This window comes from Stappia stellulata DSM 5886 (assembly GCF_000423705.1).
GTDB classification, from domain to species: Bacteria; Pseudomonadota; Alphaproteobacteria; order Rhizobiales; family Stappiaceae; genus Stappia; species Stappia stellulata.
In genome coordinates this window covers 24904-40093 of record NZ_AUIM01000004.1, presented here as the reverse complement: position 1 = coordinate 40093, position 15190 = coordinate 24904, and the positions used below count along the sequence as shown (strand labels likewise).

The following is a 15190-nucleotide window of genomic DNA, read 5'->3' as shown; positions in this document are numbered from 1 at the left end:
TTGGTGGGAGTATGGCCACTGGTAATCAAGGGCGCGCAGTCGTCTTGAAATAAAAACCAGGCAACAGGGGAATCCCACCATGCGTTTCATGAAAGTCGCGGCCGCAGCCGCCATTTTTCTCGCGGCCATCGGCGGCGCCGAGGCCAAGGACTGGTCCAAGGTCCGGATCGGCACCGAGGGCGCCTACCCTCCGTTCAACAATCTGACCGCCGACGGCCAGCTGGTCGGCTTCGACATCGACATCGCCAATGCGCTCTGCGCGCAGATGAAGGTCGAGTGCGAATTCATCACCCAGGACTGGGACGGCATGATCCCGGCCCTGCAGTCCGGCAAGTTCGACGCCGTGATCGCTTCCATGTCGATCACCGAGGAGCGCCTCCAGAAGGTCGACTTCACCAACAAGTACTACAACACGCCGCCGGCCATCGCCGTGCCCAAGGACAGCACGATCGCCGAAGCGAGCGATGCCGCACTCGATGGCAAGCTCCTGGGCGCGCAGTCGTCCACCACGCACTCCAACTATGCCGAAGCCAAGCTCCCCTCGGCCGAACTGAAGCTCTATCCGACGCCTGACGAGTACAAGCTCGACCTTGGATCGGGTCGCATCGACGGGGCCATCGACGATGTCGTGGTCCTCTCCGACTGGCTCGACAGCGACGACGGCGCGTGCTGCAAGCTGCTCGGCACCCTGGTGCCGGACCCGGTGATCAACGGCCAGGGCGCCGGCATCGCCATTCGCAAGAACGAGCCCGAACTGAAGGCGATGTTCAACGACGCCATCGCCGCGATCCGTGCCGATGGCACCTACGAGAAGATCCAGTCGAAGTACTTCGACTTCGACGTCTACGGCGGCTGATCCGATCCGCAAACCTGACGAAACGCATGACATGGCCTTCACGGGCCGTGTCATGCCCGCACGCGGGTTCACGGCATGACCGACGCCTTCACGCTTCTCTCCTTCGGCTCCGACGGCTGGGGGGATGAAATCGCACGCGGCACGCTGATCACGGTGAGCCTCGCCCTTGCCTCCCTGCCATTCGGCCTTGTCATCGGCTTTGTCGTGGCGCTCGGCAAGAAGTCGGACGAACCGTCGCTTCGCACGGCGGCGAACATCTACACCACGATTTTTCGCGGCCTTCCCGAACTCTTGACGCTGTTTCTGGTTTATTACGGCGTCCAGATCCTGCTGAACAAGGTCTACCAGCTCTTCGTTCCGGGCAGCTTCGTCGATGTAAATGCCTTTGTTGCCGGCATGGTTGCGCTGTCGATGGTGTTTTCCGCCTATGCGTCCGAAGCCTTCCTGTCGGCCTTTCGCGGCATCAAGCAAGGCCAGTACGAGGGCGGCTATGCGCTTGGCCTCAGGCGCGGCCAGACGCTGCGGCTCATCGTCTTTCCGCAGCTGATCCGCCTCGCCCTTCCCGCCCTCGGCAATCTCTGGCTCATCCTGTTGAAAGAAACGGCGCTGATCTCCGTGATCGGGCTCGACGATCTCCTGCGTTGGTCGGGTATTGCGGCCCGGGTAACGAAGGAACCGTTCCTGTTCTTCGGTGTCGCGTGCCTGATCTATCTGCTGCTTGCCATGATTTCCTCCATCGGCCTGACGTGGATCAGGACCTGGGCACAACGCGGCGAGGGTCTGCGATGAACCAGCCCATCAACGCCCCCCAGCTTCCGCCTCCGCCGCTTCGACGCCGCTGGACGGGATCGCGGGTGACCGGTCATGTGCTTGTCGCCCTGTGGGCGGTCGCCGGGGCCTATCTGCTCTACTACCTGGCAAGCAACCTGCTTTCGAGCTTCGTCGCCAACTATTGGGACGATTACCTCGAGGGGGTTGTCATCACGATCCAGCTTGTCGTCATGTCGATCTTGCTGGGCGCCGTGCTGTCGCTGCCGATCGCGCTTGCCCGGTCGTCGCGAAACATCGTGCTGTCGAGTATCGCCTACACCTATGTCTATTTCTTCCGCGGCACGCCGCTGCTTGCGCAGACCTTCCTGATTTATTATGGCGCCGGCAGTTTCCAGCCATTGTTCAGCGATCTGGGGATCTGGTGGTTCTTTCGCGACGCCTGGTATTGCGCGGTCTTCGCCTTCACGCTCAACACCTCCGCCTATCAGGCGGAAATCCTGCGGGGTTCGGTGCAGAATGTCGACAGGGGCCAATGGGAAGCGGCCTCCGCGCTTGGCATCCGCAAGGGCGTCACCTTCTGGAAAGTGATCCTGCCGCAAGCCCTGATCGTGGCACTGCGCCCCTATGGCAACGAGCTGATCCTTCTGATCAAGGGCTCCGCCATCGCCTCGATCATCACGATCTACGACCTGATGGGCGAAACGCGGCGCGCCTATTCCCGCTCCTACGACTTCCAGGCCTATATCTGGGCGGCGGTGCTTTATCTGATGGTGGTGGAAACGCTGCGCCGGATCTGGGAGAAACTCGAGATCAGACTCACGCGTCACCTCAAGAGGAATGGATAGAAGCTTGACGTAAAGGGGCTTTCGCCCGCTTCCGGATTTGCGAGACTCCGCGGCGTTCCCCTATGCTTGCCAAGGGCGGCGCTGCGGTCTAGAGCGAAGCGGGCGAGCTGCCGACACCGGCACGCCACCATCCCTGGCCGCAGGATGCGGCACCATTCCCCTGCGCTGGAGGCACCATGTCCGAGACACCGAAATCCGCTCTCCATCCGGCGTCGCTGCTCGCCCACGGCGGCGGCGGCGTGGACCCGGCAACCGGCGCCGTGGTGCCGCCGATCCAGCCGGCAACGACCTTCGCCCGCAATGCGAACTACCGCCTCGTCAGCGATACCCATCTCTACGCCCGCGACGACAACGATCTCGTCCGCCAGATCGAGAGCCTGATCGCCGATCTCGAAGGGGCCGCCGACGCACGGCTCTTCGCCTCCGGCATGGCGGCGATCGCGGCCACGGTGCGCACCGTCAAGCCCGGCGGCACGATCCTTGCGCAATCCGGGATCTATTGGGGCACCACCTCGTGGCTGCGCAAGCATTGCGATCACGCCGGCATCGCGCTGATCGAGGCAGATGCCGCCGACACCGCGCGCTTTTGCGAAACGCTCGCCGAGAGCGGCCCGTCGCTCGTCCTGCTGGAAGCGCCGTCCAACCCCTGGCTGACCGTCGCCGACATCGCGCCGATCTGCGAGGCCGCTCACGCAGCCGGCGCAACCGTCGCCGTCGATGCCACGGCAGCCACCCCGCTGCTGATGCGCCCGCTTTCGCTCGGCGCGGATCTGGTCATTCACTCCGCCACGAAGGCACTCAACGGACATTCGGATGTCCTGGCCGGCGTCGTGTCCTGCCGGGAGGCCGACAGCAGCGCCTGGACCTTCATTCGCACCGAGCGCCATGACGCGGGCGCGATTCTGTCCTCCTTCGATGCCTATCTGCTATTGCGCGGGCTTCGGACGCTCGCCTTGCGGATGGAACGCATGTGCGCGAACGCGCAGACGATTGCCGAGGCACTGGCTGCGCATCCGGCGGTCGACAGCGTGCTCTATCCGGGTTTGCCCGAACATCCGAGCCACGAACGGGCAAAGGCCCAGATGCACGGCGGTTACGGTTTTCTCATGTCGGTGCTGGTCACGGGGGACGGCGCGAACGCCCTCGCGGTTGCCGGACGGCTTGCGCTCATCAAGCGCGCGACCTCGCTCGGCGGCGTGGAGAGCCTCGTCGAACACCGGCACACCATCGAGGGCGACGCCACGGGCGTTCCGGAAAACATGCTGCGGCTTTCCATCGGGATCGAGGCCGCGGACGATCTCCTCGCCGATCTCACCGAGGCGCTTGGCCCCGACCGGCGCTGACGTCGTTCCCTGTTCAGGACGGCAAACCGTCCGTCGCTTTCGCCGGGATGGCCATCGTCTCCTTGTGGCTGCGCAGCCAAGCGACGAACGCCTTGACCGAGGCGCGCTGCACGCCGGGCTGGGTGACGATGTGATAGCCGGAGCCGTCGCGCACGTCCTCGAAGAGCACCCGGAGCAGCCCGCTCTGGATCTCCGGCTCGATGAAGGCCCGCGCGGTCGCCGTCACGCCCTCGCCCCGCCTCAGGCCGTCGAGCATCATGTGCCCGGGAAGATGCAGGACATTGAGGTTGCGCTTGGAGACGACCCCCTGACGGTCGAGCCAGAGCGCGAGCTCGTTGGTGCCGTATTCCTGGAGCCAGGGAAATTCGTAGATCCGCGCTGGATCGGGAAAAGGCTCGGTTCCGACCAGCGCAGTCGCGGCGACGATGACGAAATTGGTCAAAAGCAGCGGTTCGGACTCCAGCCCCGGCCAGTGGCCGTCGCCGAAGCGTATCGCGATGTCGACCCCGCCCGGTGCGAACTCCACGAGCTCGGCCGTCGGGTTGAGCATCAACTCCACATCCGGGTGGCGATGCCGGAACTCCGCGATCCGCGGCATCAGCCAGCTCACCGCGAACGCCGGGGTCATCGTGACGTGAACCGCGCGGGTCGCATCCGCGCGCGACAGCGCATCGACCGCCCGGCGAATGGTGGAAAACCCGTCGTTGAGGCTGCGGGCCAGCTCCCGCCCCTCCATCGTCAGCGCCACGCCGCGCCCTTCCCGCACCACGAGGCGAACGCCGAAAAACGCCTCAAGCGTGCGCACCTGCTGGCTCATGGCCGCGTGACTGACATTCAAAGACCGCCCCGCAGCCGAATAGCTAAGGCATTCCGCCACCGCGGAAAACGCGCGCAGACTGCTGAGCGAGGGCATGTCGCGCCAATCCATATGTAACCTCCCCTTACATATCGAATGTTTTCCTGAGTGGCATTTTCGCCCGTTTGCGGCAGTATGGATAGCACCACACGGCGTCTACGAGGACAAGCCAATGTTTGATATCTTCGCCAACACGATGATGACCGCAACCCGCTCCAGGACCGACGACCAGCTCCCCGACCGCTATGTCGACCCTTACGGCCCGACGACGGGCTTCACCCGAACCATGGACAGCTGGCGCCGTTCGCTCATGCGAGGGCGTCGGTGAGCGGCGGCCCGCCAAAAGCCCCCTAAGCCTTGCGGTGGGCCGCCACGCTGACACACAGCGACGATTGCGCTAAAACCCTAGCGACACTTGCGGCCGCCAGTTTTCACTGCGGCCGCTTTTTCGACACGCAGGGAGGCGCTCCACATGGCAAAAGCAGCATTCATCGGCCTTGGCGTCATGGGCTACCCCATGGCCGGCTATCTCGCCACGAAGGGCGGACACGAGGTCACGGTCTACAACCGCACGCCCGCCAAGGCGGAAAAATGGGTCTCGGAGTTCGGCGGCAAACAGGCTGCGACGCCGGAAGAGGCCGCCCGCGACCGCGATTTCGTCTTTGCCTGCGTCGGCAATGACGACGACCTGCGCGCTGTCACGACCGGCGAAGGCGGCGCTTTCCACGGCATGAAACCGGGCGCGATCTTCATCGACAACACGACGGCGTCGGCCGAGGTCGCGCGCGAACTGCACGCGGCGGCGGCCGAACGCGGCTTCGGCTTCCTCGATGCGCCGGTGTCGGGCGGCCAGGCGGGCGCGGAAAACGGCGCGCTCACCGTCATGGTCGGCGGCGACCAGGCCCACTACGACGCCGCCCGTCCGGCCATCGCGTGTTTCTCCAAGATGGTCGGCCTGATGGGGCCGTCGGGCGCCGGCCAGCTTACCAAGATGGTCAACCAGATCTGCATCGCCGGTCTCGTTCAGGGCCTGTCGGAAGCGATCCATTTCGCGAAATCCGCCGATCTCGATGTCGCCAAGGTGATCGACGTGATCTCCAAGGGCGCGGCGCAGTCCTGGCAGATGGAAAACCGCTGGGAGACCATGCGCGACAGCAAATTCGAGTTCGGCTTCGCCGTCGACTGGATGCGCAAGGATCTCGGCATCTGCCTGAAGACCGCGAATGAGACCGGCGCGCGCCTGCCGGTGACCGCACTCGTCGACCAGTTCTATGCCGAGGTTCAGGGCATGGGCGGCAACCGCTGGGACACCTCCAGCCTGATCGCCCGCCTTGAAAACGCCGACCGCAAGGGCTGAACGGTCTCGCCAGGACGAAACATGAAAAAAAGCCCCGGTGCGCGCTGCATCCGGGGCTTTTGCTTTGGGGGATGTCCTGCAGAAAACGCGCCGGGCCTATTCGCCCGTTGCCTCGGCAACGATTTCGGCGAGAAGGGCGTTCACATTCGCCAATGCCTTTTTGGATGCGTCCGACCCGGTTTCGTCAAGACGGCGGTAGCCGACGGTCACCTTGCCGGGCTGATCCGGGGTTTCGTAGAGAAACACCGCATAGGGGCAAAACGCGATGTTCCCGGGTGCGGCCTCCATCGCGGCGCGGGACAGGCGCGCGGAACAAAACAGCATCGATTCCGCCTTGGTGAAGACCGTCGCATCGGACCCGACATCGGCTCCGGTACGGGCCAGCATCTCGCCGATCTGCGAGACGTAATCGATAACCAACCCGCGATTGACGATGGCGCTTTCCAGATCGAAGCGCACATCATCGTAAGCCGCCTCGACGGTCGCACCGCTCGCCGTCTCGGGAAGCCCCGATTGCGCCCGAGTCGGGCCGACGGCGGCGGCCGCGCTCAGGAGTGCGACTGCTGCGATGCGAGTGAACGTCATGCGTTTGCCCATCTTTGGGTCTCCTCCGGCTTGTTTGAAGCTTGCATCCCGGGACGGCACAAGACCCCGAAACCGCGTGCTCTTTCGGGCAAAGCGTACCGCAGCACGGTCCCGGAAACCATGACATATCTCAAAACGCGAATATGAAAGGCCGGAACCCTGCAAACGGCCGGTGTCTCACCCCTCGCGGTCGGACCGCGATTTCTCCGTCGGCACATAGGCCAGCGGCAATTCACTGGTGCTCTTGATCTGCTCCATCGCAAAAGAGGTCGACACGTCGGAGATCTCTATGCGCGCGATCAGGCGCTTGTAGAAGGCGTCATAGGCCTCGATGTCGGGCACGGCGACCCGCAGCAGATAATCCACCTGCCCCGCCATCCGGTAGAACTCGACAACCTCCGGAAACTCCGAGATCACGTCGGCGAACTTGCGCAACCAGTCGTCATTGTGCTGGGACGTGGTGATGGAGACGAAGGCCGTGACCTTCACGTTCACCTTCCTGGGGTCGAGAATGGCGACGCGGCGCTGGATCACCCCGTCTTCTTCAAGTTTCTGGATCCGGCGCCAGCATGGCGTGGTGGACAGTCCGACCCGCCGTCCGATCTCGGCAACGGGAATGGTGCAATCCTCCTGAAGGATGGAGAGAATTCGTCTGTCGATGCGATCGATCATGGTTTCACGGCTCGGTTGGACCGCCCGCGCCATGGATTCATTTTCTAATAAATGACCGTGACGCAATACGGATTTTCTTCTGACTCCCGCATGACGGAGAAAGTTAGATTTTTCTTCCAAAATCATGCCTGTTTCCGCTTGCCGCGTTTTGTTTGCGATGTCAACTCACTCCCTCAGGAAACGAATTTTCGGACGGATCGACGTCCCGACTAGCAAGGGGAGCAGACATCATGCTTCGTCTCAATCGCATCGCCGCCCTGATCGGGCTTGCCGTCTCCCTCGGGGTCGCACCGGTCGCCACCGCCGCGCCGGAGGTCACGCCGCTGGTCTCCACGCAGTGGCTCGCCGACAACCTGGACCGCGACGATGTCCTTGTGGTCGACATTCGTTCGCCCTTCGCCAAGTCCGGCCGAGACGCCTACCTCAAGGCCCATGTTCCCGGCGCGGTGTGGAGCGAATACCCGGGATACTGGCGCACCGATCGCGACAGCATCGTCGGCGTCCTGCCGTCGGTGGAAAAGCTTGAGGCCGCGCTTTCGGAACTCGGCGTTTCCGACACCAAGACCGTGGTGATCGTGCCCGCCGGAACGACCAGTTCGGAATTCGGGGCAGCGGCACGCATCTACTGGACGCTGAAGTATCTGGGGCACGATGCGGTCGCGATCCTCGACGGCGGCCATGCGGCCTGGGTCGCGGAGAACCGCCCCGTGGAAAGCGGCAATGTGGTCCCGACCGGCGACATGTTCATCGCAGACCCCCGCGCTTCCTATCTGGTGCAGACGTCGGATGTGGCGGGCAAGCTCAACTCGCCCGCCGTTCTGGTCGACGGCCGGCCGGCCTCCCAGTTCACCGGCAAGGACAAGCACTCCAAGGCGACCCGCTTCGGACGCATTCCCGATGCGGTCGGCCTGGACCAGGCGGTGTTTTATGACGAGGAAAAGGGGCGCCTTAAGGACCGCAGCGAAATCGCCGGCCTTGTGTCGCCCGAACTCGCCGACAAGAGCGTCGAAGTCGTCTCCTACTGCAACACCGGTCACTGGGCCGCCACCAACTGGTTCGTGCTGCACGAGATACTGGGTTACGAGAACGTCTCGCTCTACGACGAGAGCATGGTCGGGTGGTCGCAGGACGAAAGCCTGCCGATGGCCTCCGAACGCACGACATTCGACGACATCAAGGCCTTCTTCTCCGGCATTCTGGGCTGAACCGGTCCTGAAATTTGAAGACAGGACAACGCCGGCGGCCCGTTCCGCCGGCGTTTCTACGTCAGCAAGGCGGCAACCTCGCGCTTGAGAACCGGCAGGCAGTCGCGCTCGAACCACGGGTTCTTGCGAAGCCAGGCGTTGTTACGCCAGGAGGGGTGAGGCAGACAGATCGCCGCAACCCCCTCGGCCCTGGTCTCGTCGAGGATCTCGCGCCAGGCGGCCACGGTCTCGCGCACGGAACCGCGATGATGCGCGCCCAAATGATAGTCCTGCGCATAGGCGCCGATCACGATCTTGAGGCGCAGCTGCGGCATTGCGCGGAAAACGCGATCATGCCAGTGCAGGCGGCATTCCCTGCGCGGCGGCAGGTCTCCCCCCTTCGCATCGAGGCCGGGAAAACAAAAGCCCATCGGCACGATCGCGACCCGGGACGGATCATAAAAGACGTCCTCACCGATCCCCATCCAGTCGCGAAGACGCTCCCCGCTCGGGTCGGTGAACGGCCGGCCGCTTGCGTGCACCCGGGTTCCCGGCGCCTGTCCGCAAATTGCAATTCGCGCGCTCGACGACAAGACGCACACCGGGCGCGGCTCGTGCGGAAGCGGGCGACGAAACGGCGCTTCCACGCACAGCCTGCAGCCGGCGATTTCCCGCGCCAGCTCTTCGGTTCCCATGCTTGGCTGATCCTGCATCTTCGCTCCCCGGCAGCCCTCCTTTCGGATCGGGCAATTTTCTCGGCATTTCGTCCGGCACCACGCGTTGAAACGATTTATTAACCATCTCCCTGAGGTGTCTATTAAGGGTTCGTGACCATGATGTGGAGACTTCCAACCGTTCGGGAAAACTCCCGATAACCCTTGTCCAGGCACGAATGGCGGCGCAAGACAGCACTTCAAGCGAGGCCAAGACCGCGCAAAACAGCCAGCGGGCGCAACGCCGGCGCGATGTCGCACGCACCGTGCGCAGCGTCCGCGAACGCCTGTCGTCGGCCGACGGAGCGCCCCCCAATTTCGATTACGAGCTGCTGCTCACTTTCGCCAAGAACCGGCTGAGCGCGGCTTTCGCCCTGCCGCTTTTCGCCCTCATCGTCGGCGCGATATCGCTTCTCTGGATGCAGCCCGGCGTCATCGGCGGCTGGCTCGCCTTCACGCTGTTCGCGCATATCCTGCTGCTGATGGCGTGCCGCAGGTTCGAACGCGAGGCAACGGCAGAGACCGACCTTGCCGGCTGGCGTCGCCAGATGATCCTCGGCGATCTCCTTTACGGCCTGTGCTGGGCCGGGTTCTTCGTGTTGCAGTCGACCGCGCCGGGACACGACGGTTCGGAAATTTTCCAATTCGCCACGATGCTGATCGTGATCGCCATGCTGACGATGCTCTCCGCGAGCATCCCGCGCGCCCTGCTTGCGGGCACGATGCCGATCACGATCGCCATCGTCGTGTCCTTCTTGAACGAGCAAAGCGCGATCCACTACGCCATGATGGCCATGGCCGTCGGCGCGCAGTGCTTCTTCGTCATGCTCGGCAACCAGCTTCACGTTTCCACGGTAACGATGCTGGCCTTTCGCGCCGAAAAGGATCACCTGATCTCCGAGCTGGAGCAGGCAAAGGCGATCTCCGACGAAGCCCGTCGGCGCGCCGAGGAGGCGAACCTCGCAAAGTCGCGCTTTCTCGCAACGATGAGCCACGAGCTGCGCACGCCACTCAATGCCATTCTCGGTTTTTCGGAAGTGATGAAAAGCCAGTTGCTCGGTCCGATCGAGAACCAGACCTATTGCGAGTACGCCGGCGACATTCACAGCTCCGGTCAGCACCTTCTCAACCTGATCAACGAGATCCTCGATCTGTCGCGCATCGAGGCCGGACGCTACGAGCTCACGGAAGAGGCCGTTCCGCTCGCAACCCTGATCGACGAATGCAAGAACATGATGGGGATCCGCGCTCGCAAGAAGAACATCACCATCACCGAGATCCTTGAGGACAATCTGCCGAAACTATGGGTCGACGAGCGCGCCGTGCGCCAGGTCGTGCTCAATCTGGTTTCGAACGCGGTCAAGTTCACTCCCATGGGCGGCGATGTCACGATCAAGGCCGGCTGGACCGCCGGCGGCGGTCAATACATCTCCATCCGCGACAACGGCCCGGGCATTGCCGAAGAGGAAATACCCGTCGTGATGCAGGCCTTCGGCCAGGGCGCGATCGCGATCAAGAGCGCGGAAGACGGCACGGGCCTCGGTTTGCCGATCGTCCAGGCCCTCGTGCAGATGCACGGCGGCAAGTTCGAGCTGAAGTCGAAATTGCGCGAAGGCACCGAAGCGCTGGTCACGTTCCCCTCAAGCCGGGTTCTGGAAGCAATGCCCGCCTTCGCGGAGACCGGCATTCCGGTCTCCGCGCCGCGCCGCCCTTCGAGCCGCAAGATTGTACGCAAGGCCTCCTGAGGCAATCCGCTGCGCGGCGGAGCGCTTGCGCGTTATTCGTCGCCTTTTCCCGACACGCCGGCGTCCGCAAAGGTGGCCATGCCGTCGTGAACCTGGGCGGCGGCCTTGACGATACCGGCCGCAAGGGCCGCCCCGGTGCCCTCTCCCAACCGCATGCCCATGTCGAGCAACGGCGTCTTGCCCATCTCCCCGAGCGCACGCGGATGCGCCGGCTCCGCCGAAACATGCCCGAACAGGCAATGGTCGAGTGCGTCGGGCCGCATCTTGTAAAGCACGGCGACCGCCGCGGTCGCGACGAAGCCGTCGACAATCACCGGAATGCGCTGCAGACGCGCGGCGACCACCGCGCCCGCCATCGCGGCGATCTCGCGTCCGCCGACCCGGCGCAACACTTCAAGCGGATCCGTCACGTGGCCGATGCGCTCGACAGCGGCTGCAGCGGCCGCGCGCTTGCGCTCCATGCCGTCGCTGTCGACCCCGGTGCCCGGACCGACCCACTCTCGCGGATCGCCACCAAACAGCGCCGCCAGAACAGCGGCGGCGACCGTCGTGTTGGCGATGCCCATTTCGCCCAGGCACAGAAGATCCGCACCGCCGGCAACCGCCTCCATGCCGAAGGCCATCGTCGCCGCGCAATTCGCCTCGTCGAATGCGTCTTCCTCGGTGATATCCGGCGTCGGCATGTCGAGGGCGAGGTCGAACACCTTCAGACCCAGGTCATGCGCGATGCAGATCTGGTTGATCGCCGCCCCGCCGGCTGCGAAGTTCTCCACCATCTGACGCGTGACCGCCGGCGGATAGGCCGAAACCCCCTTTTCCGCAACGCCATGGTTCGCCGCAAAGATCGCGACCATCGGCCGGGTGATCTTCGGCCGGGACTTGCCGCTCCAGCCCGCAAGCCACTCGACGATCTCTTCCATGCGGCCGAGCGAGCCGGCCGGCTTGGTCAGATTGGCCTCGCGCGCACGGACATCCGCGACCGCCTCCGCGTCGGGACCAGGCATCTGGGCGACCAGATTTCGGATATCGTCAAAGGGCAATGCGGATGCGGATGAAGTCATGCGAAGGTCTCCGGATGGGGCTCACGAACCCGCCTTGGCGCCGGGCGGGCGCCGATCTATAAACCCTCAAGCGATGTGCCGCAAAGCCGGATCGAAGGACCTCATGCCAAGCGCTGACGACCGCCCTGCCCTCACTGCGATCTGGACGCCCGGCCGGCTGTTGGCGGATGTCGCCGCGACCTTGCGGTTTTTCTCGCGCATTGCTGTCCCGGCGGTGAACCGCCACGACGATCCGGCCCGCCTCCCCGACTTCCGGCGCGCCGCCGCCGTCGCGCCGGTGAGCGCAATCGTGATCGCGCTTCCGGGAATCACGGTTTTCTGGCTGGCCCTGCAGACCGCGCTGCCGGCCAGCGTCGCCGCGCTTTTCGGCCTCGCTGTGGGCATCGCCCTGACCGGCGCGCTTCACGAAGACGGCCTGGCCGATGTTGCCGACGGGTTCTTCGGTGCGGGCAGGCCGGAACGGCGGCTGGAGATCATGAAGGACAGCCGGATCGGCGCCTTCGGAACACTTGCGCTGATTTCAGCGCTCGGCCTCAAGACATTGCTGGTCGCAACGCTTGCCCTGCGCTACGGCGGCGGCGGCGCGGCACTCGGCTGGCTTGCTGCGGAAAGCGGCTCGCGCGCCGCATTCGTCGCGGTCTGGAAAGCGCTCCCTCCGGCCCGCCCCGACGGCCTGGCGGCCAAATGCGGAACGCCGACGCGCCGCGCCGTCGATTTCGCGGCCGCCCTGGCGCTCCTGCCTTTTGCCGCGGCCCTGTCGGTCTACGGGCCGGCCGCCGTCACCCTCGCGATCGTGGCGCAAGCGGCGGCGGGCGTCGCGGTGGCCCGGCTTGCAATCGCGAAGATCGGCGGTCAGACGGGAGACGTTCTCGGCGCAACACAACAAGCGTCCTGCCTTGCCGGATTGACGGGGCTTTGCATCCTCGTTTGACTGGAGAACGCAACACTGCGCCAATACACGAGCGCGGGCGCTCCCGCCCCGCCTTCCACCCGCCCGGATGAAGAAACGACCCTCAATGACCGGATCCCGATCGACGCTTACCGCCACGGCCCGCACGGTTTTGCTGCTTGCTCTTTTCGCGCTTGCCGGCTGTGGAGCAAGGCCCGGCGCCGGCATCCTGGAGGTTTCGCACGAACCCGCGCCCAAGACGACGCAGCACACGATTCTCGTGGCAACCACCCGCGAGGCAGACAAGCGCCCCGGAACGCTTTACGGTCGCGACCGCGCAACGGGTCTGAATTTCGCCAGCGCCACCGTGTCCGTTCCCCCCACCCATGAGCCCGGCAAGATCGAATGGCCGGCAACGCCGCCCGGCAACCCGGAAACGGACTTCACGGTCCGGGCCGCAAGCCGCCTGGACGACGCCGGCTTCCGCGCGGCCCTGAATAAGGAACTCGCCAAACGGCCCAAAGGCAAGCGTGAGGTCTTCGTGTTCATCCACGGCTACAACACGCGGTTTCCCGAAGCGCTGTATCGCATGGTTCAGCTGAAGAACGATTCCGGACTGCCGCATGTCGCGGTCCTGTTCACATGGGCCTCGGGCGGCAATGTCACCGACTATCTCTACGATTCCAACAGCGCCACAATCGCGCGCGACGGCTTTGAACGCACGCTGCGCACCCTTGTCGACTCCGGCGCCGAAAAGGTGAACATCCTCGCCCATTCGATGGGCAACTGGGTGCTGACAGAGACCATCCGGCAAATCCGGATTTCCGACCGCCCCTTGCCGGAAAGCAAGCTCGGCGTGGTCGCAATGGCGGCTCCCGACCTCGACGTCGACGTATTCAAGGCGCAGATGCGCCGGGCCGGAAAGCCGAAAAAGCCCTATATCATCCTTGTTTCGCGTGATGATCGCGCGCTTCGCGCCTCAAGTCTGCTTGCCGGCGGAAAGGAGCGGCTCGGGGCTTATGAGGATGAAGCCGAACTGGCCGAACTCGGCGCGATCGTGATCGACCTGACCGCCATCAAGGGATCGGACACGGCAAATCACGGCAAATTCGCGGAAATCGCACAAGCCGCGCCGGAACTGCGATCGGCGCTGCAGTCACTGGAGTTGCGGCCCCGGGTGTCGACGACCGAAACGACGGTCAATGCAGTTGGCGACACCGCGAAGGCGGCCATCACTTTCCCGTTGAAGATCCTCACCGCACCGCTGACGGCCTTGTCCAATCAGTGAAACGCCCCACATCGATGTCAGGAACACATTCCACCATGACGCGGGACCGGACCGGTCCGGATATTGACGCATGATCCGCAGCGCAAACACCCTGGACGCCGGCACCGCATGACACCTGCCATCGACACCCCCTGCATCAAGCTTTGCCGCATCGATCCGGCGTCTCGTCTGTGCGCGGGCTGCCTGCGCACGCTCGACGAAATCGCCGGCTGGGGCAAACTGTCTTCCGAGGAAAGGCGCCAAATCATGTCCGCCCTGGCGGGGCGCAAATCCCTCCTGACGGAGGCGGGCTGATGTTTCGCGGCGGCTTCGCGGGAACGCTGGTTCTGGTGGTTCTCGGTCTCGTCATCTTCGCGGCCATTCTGGCCTTCCTCACCGGCATCGACATGCCGGGCGATGACTCCATGTTTTCGACGGCCGGCCCGCGGATCGTCGCGCTCGTCGCGCTGCTGATCGTGATCGGCGGTCCGATGCTGGCCGCCCCGCGCCAGATCCCGGCCCTGCTGCGCGGCCTTGTTGTCTGGACGCTGTTGGGTCTCGTCCTCGTCGGTGGCTATGCCTATCGGGCCGAGCTTGAGGACGTCGGGCGGCGGATCATGGGAACGCTGTGGCCGGGAACGGCCATCGAGGATCGCGCCGAGACGATCACCGTGGTGCGCGACCGCAGCCGACAGTACCGCATCAAGGCCGAGGTGAACGATGCTCCGGTCGATTTCGTGTTCGACACCGGCGCATCGGCCGTCACCCTGACACAGACGGATGCGCGCGCGGCCGGGATCGACCCGTCGTCCCTGAGCTATACCGTCCCGGTCTCGACCGCGAACGGCAAGTCGACCTTCGCCGTGACGACGCTCGACATCCTTCGGATCGGGAGCTTGCGGCTGGACAACGTCCGCGCCTTCGTCGCGCGTCCGGACGTGCTGGAAACCAGCCTTTTGGGCCTGTCCGCGCTCGACCGGCTGAAAGGCTGGCGGGTGGAGGGCGACAGGCTCATTCTCGACCCCTGACGCGCCCGCCTCCCGATC

Annotated in this window: 17 protein-coding genes; 12 read left to right on the top strand and 5 right to left on the bottom strand. The window is 64.4% G+C overall.

What is annotated here, in order from left to right; all coding sequences use genetic code 11:
• Window positions 1-79 precede the first annotated feature (79 nt).
• From G572_RS0100285 to G572_RS0100270, 4 genes are all read left to right on the top strand, one after another.
• Window positions 80-856: an ABC transporter substrate-binding protein gene (locus tag G572_RS0100285; protein ID WP_029056783.1), complete on the top strand. Its 777-nt coding sequence runs from the start codon at window positions 80-82 to the stop codon at window positions 854-856.
• A gap of 75 nt (window positions 857-931) precedes the next feature.
• Window positions 932-1645, top strand: coding sequence for an ABC transporter permease (locus G572_RS0100280; RefSeq protein WP_029056782.1), 714 nt, complete (start codon window positions 932-934; stop codon window positions 1643-1645).
• Window positions 1642-2472 (top strand): ABC transporter permease, encoded by an 831-nt coding sequence (locus G572_RS0100275; RefSeq protein ID WP_029056781.1) that lies wholly within the window; start codon window positions 1642-1644, stop codon window positions 2470-2472. Before G572_RS0100280 ends, G572_RS0100275 begins: the two co-directional genes overlap by 4 nt.
• A 176-nt stretch (window positions 2473-2648) precedes the next feature.
• Window positions 2649-3815, top strand: a complete 1167-nt coding sequence (locus G572_RS0100270; protein ID WP_029056780.1) for a trans-sulfuration enzyme family protein — start codon at window positions 2649-2651, stop codon at window positions 3813-3815.
• Between the two features lie 13 nt (window positions 3816-3828).
• Here G572_RS0100270 and G572_RS0100265 read toward each other — a convergent pair whose 3' ends face one another.
• The gene (locus G572_RS0100265; protein ID WP_029056779.1) at window positions 3829-4743 is read right to left on the bottom strand and encodes a LysR family transcriptional regulator; all 915 of its coding nucleotides are present in this window, start codon (window positions 4741-4743) and stop codon (window positions 3829-3831) included.
• Window positions 4744-4843: 100 nt separating this feature from the next.
• Here G572_RS0100265 and G572_RS26115 point away from each other — a divergent pair, with 100 nt between their 5' ends.
• On the top strand, window positions 4844-4999 hold the full coding sequence (locus tag G572_RS26115) for a hypothetical protein (protein WP_156884427.1): 156 nt from the start codon (window positions 4844-4846) through the stop codon (window positions 4997-4999).
• 144 nt (window positions 5000-5143) lie between these two features.
• Complete coding sequence (locus tag G572_RS0100255) at window positions 5144-6028, top strand: NAD(P)-dependent oxidoreductase (protein WP_029056778.1); 885 nt, start codon at window positions 5144-5146, stop codon at window positions 6026-6028.
• 96 nt (window positions 6029-6124) lie between these two features.
• Here G572_RS0100255 and G572_RS0100250 read toward each other — a convergent pair whose 3' ends face one another.
• Entirely contained in the window at window positions 6125-6613 is a 489-nt protein-coding gene (locus G572_RS0100250) for a DUF302 domain-containing protein (protein WP_037545417.1), read from the bottom strand.
• A 177-nt stretch (window positions 6614-6790) separates the two neighbouring features.
• Entirely contained in the window at window positions 6791-7282 is a 492-nt protein-coding gene (locus G572_RS0100245) for an Lrp/AsnC family transcriptional regulator (RefSeq protein WP_208979016.1), read from the bottom strand.
• A 233-nt stretch (window positions 7283-7515) separates the two neighbouring features.
• Between G572_RS0100245 and G572_RS0100240 the strand changes: the two genes are divergently transcribed.
• Window positions 7516-8490 (top strand): sulfurtransferase, encoded by a 975-nt coding sequence (locus tag G572_RS0100240; RefSeq protein ID WP_029056775.1) that lies wholly within the window; start codon window positions 7516-7518, stop codon window positions 8488-8490.
• A 56-nt stretch (window positions 8491-8546) separates the two neighbouring features.
• Here the strand turns inward: G572_RS0100240 and G572_RS0100235 are convergent, their stop codons facing one another.
• Window positions 8547-9182: a uracil-DNA glycosylase family protein gene (locus tag G572_RS0100235; RefSeq protein WP_029056774.1), complete on the bottom strand. Its 636-nt coding sequence runs from the start codon at window positions 9180-9182 to the stop codon at window positions 8547-8549.
• 179 nt (window positions 9183-9361) lie between these two features.
• Here G572_RS0100235 and G572_RS0100230 point away from each other — a divergent pair, with 179 nt between their 5' ends.
• Window positions 9362-10927 carry a sensor histidine kinase gene (locus tag G572_RS0100230; RefSeq protein WP_029056773.1) on the top strand — a complete coding sequence of 522 codons (1566 nt, stop codon included), beginning with the start codon at window positions 9362-9364 and terminating at the stop codon, window positions 10925-10927.
• 32 nt (window positions 10928-10959) lie between these two features.
• Here G572_RS0100230 and cobT read toward each other — a convergent pair whose 3' ends face one another.
• A complete protein-coding gene (cobT, locus tag G572_RS0100225; protein ID WP_029056772.1) occupies window positions 10960-11988 on the bottom strand; it encodes a nicotinate-nucleotide--dimethylbenzimidazole phosphoribosyltransferase in 1029 nt (342 codons plus the stop codon).
• 103 nt (window positions 11989-12091) lie between these two features.
• Here cobT and G572_RS0100220 point away from each other — a divergent pair, with 103 nt between their 5' ends.
• From G572_RS0100220 to G572_RS0100205, 4 genes are all read left to right on the top strand, one after another.
• Entirely contained in the window at window positions 12092-12919 is an 828-nt protein-coding gene (locus tag G572_RS0100220) for an adenosylcobinamide-GDP ribazoletransferase (protein ID WP_037545402.1), read from the top strand.
• 85 nt (window positions 12920-13004) lie between these two features.
• The gene (locus G572_RS0100215; RefSeq protein ID WP_029056770.1) at window positions 13005-14165 is read left to right on the top strand and encodes an alpha/beta hydrolase; all 1161 of its coding nucleotides are present in this window, start codon (window positions 13005-13007) and stop codon (window positions 14163-14165) included.
• A gap of 108 nt (window positions 14166-14273) precedes the next feature.
• Window positions 14274-14459, top strand: coding sequence for a DUF1289 domain-containing protein (locus G572_RS0100210; protein ID WP_029056769.1), 186 nt, complete (start codon window positions 14274-14276; stop codon window positions 14457-14459).
• On the top strand, window positions 14459-15172 hold the full coding sequence (locus G572_RS0100205; RefSeq protein ID WP_037544937.1) for a retropepsin-like aspartic protease family protein: 714 nt from the start codon (window positions 14459-14461) through the stop codon (window positions 15170-15172). Before G572_RS0100210 ends, G572_RS0100205 begins: the two co-directional genes overlap by 1 nt.
• Window positions 15173-15190: the final 18 nt, after the last annotated feature.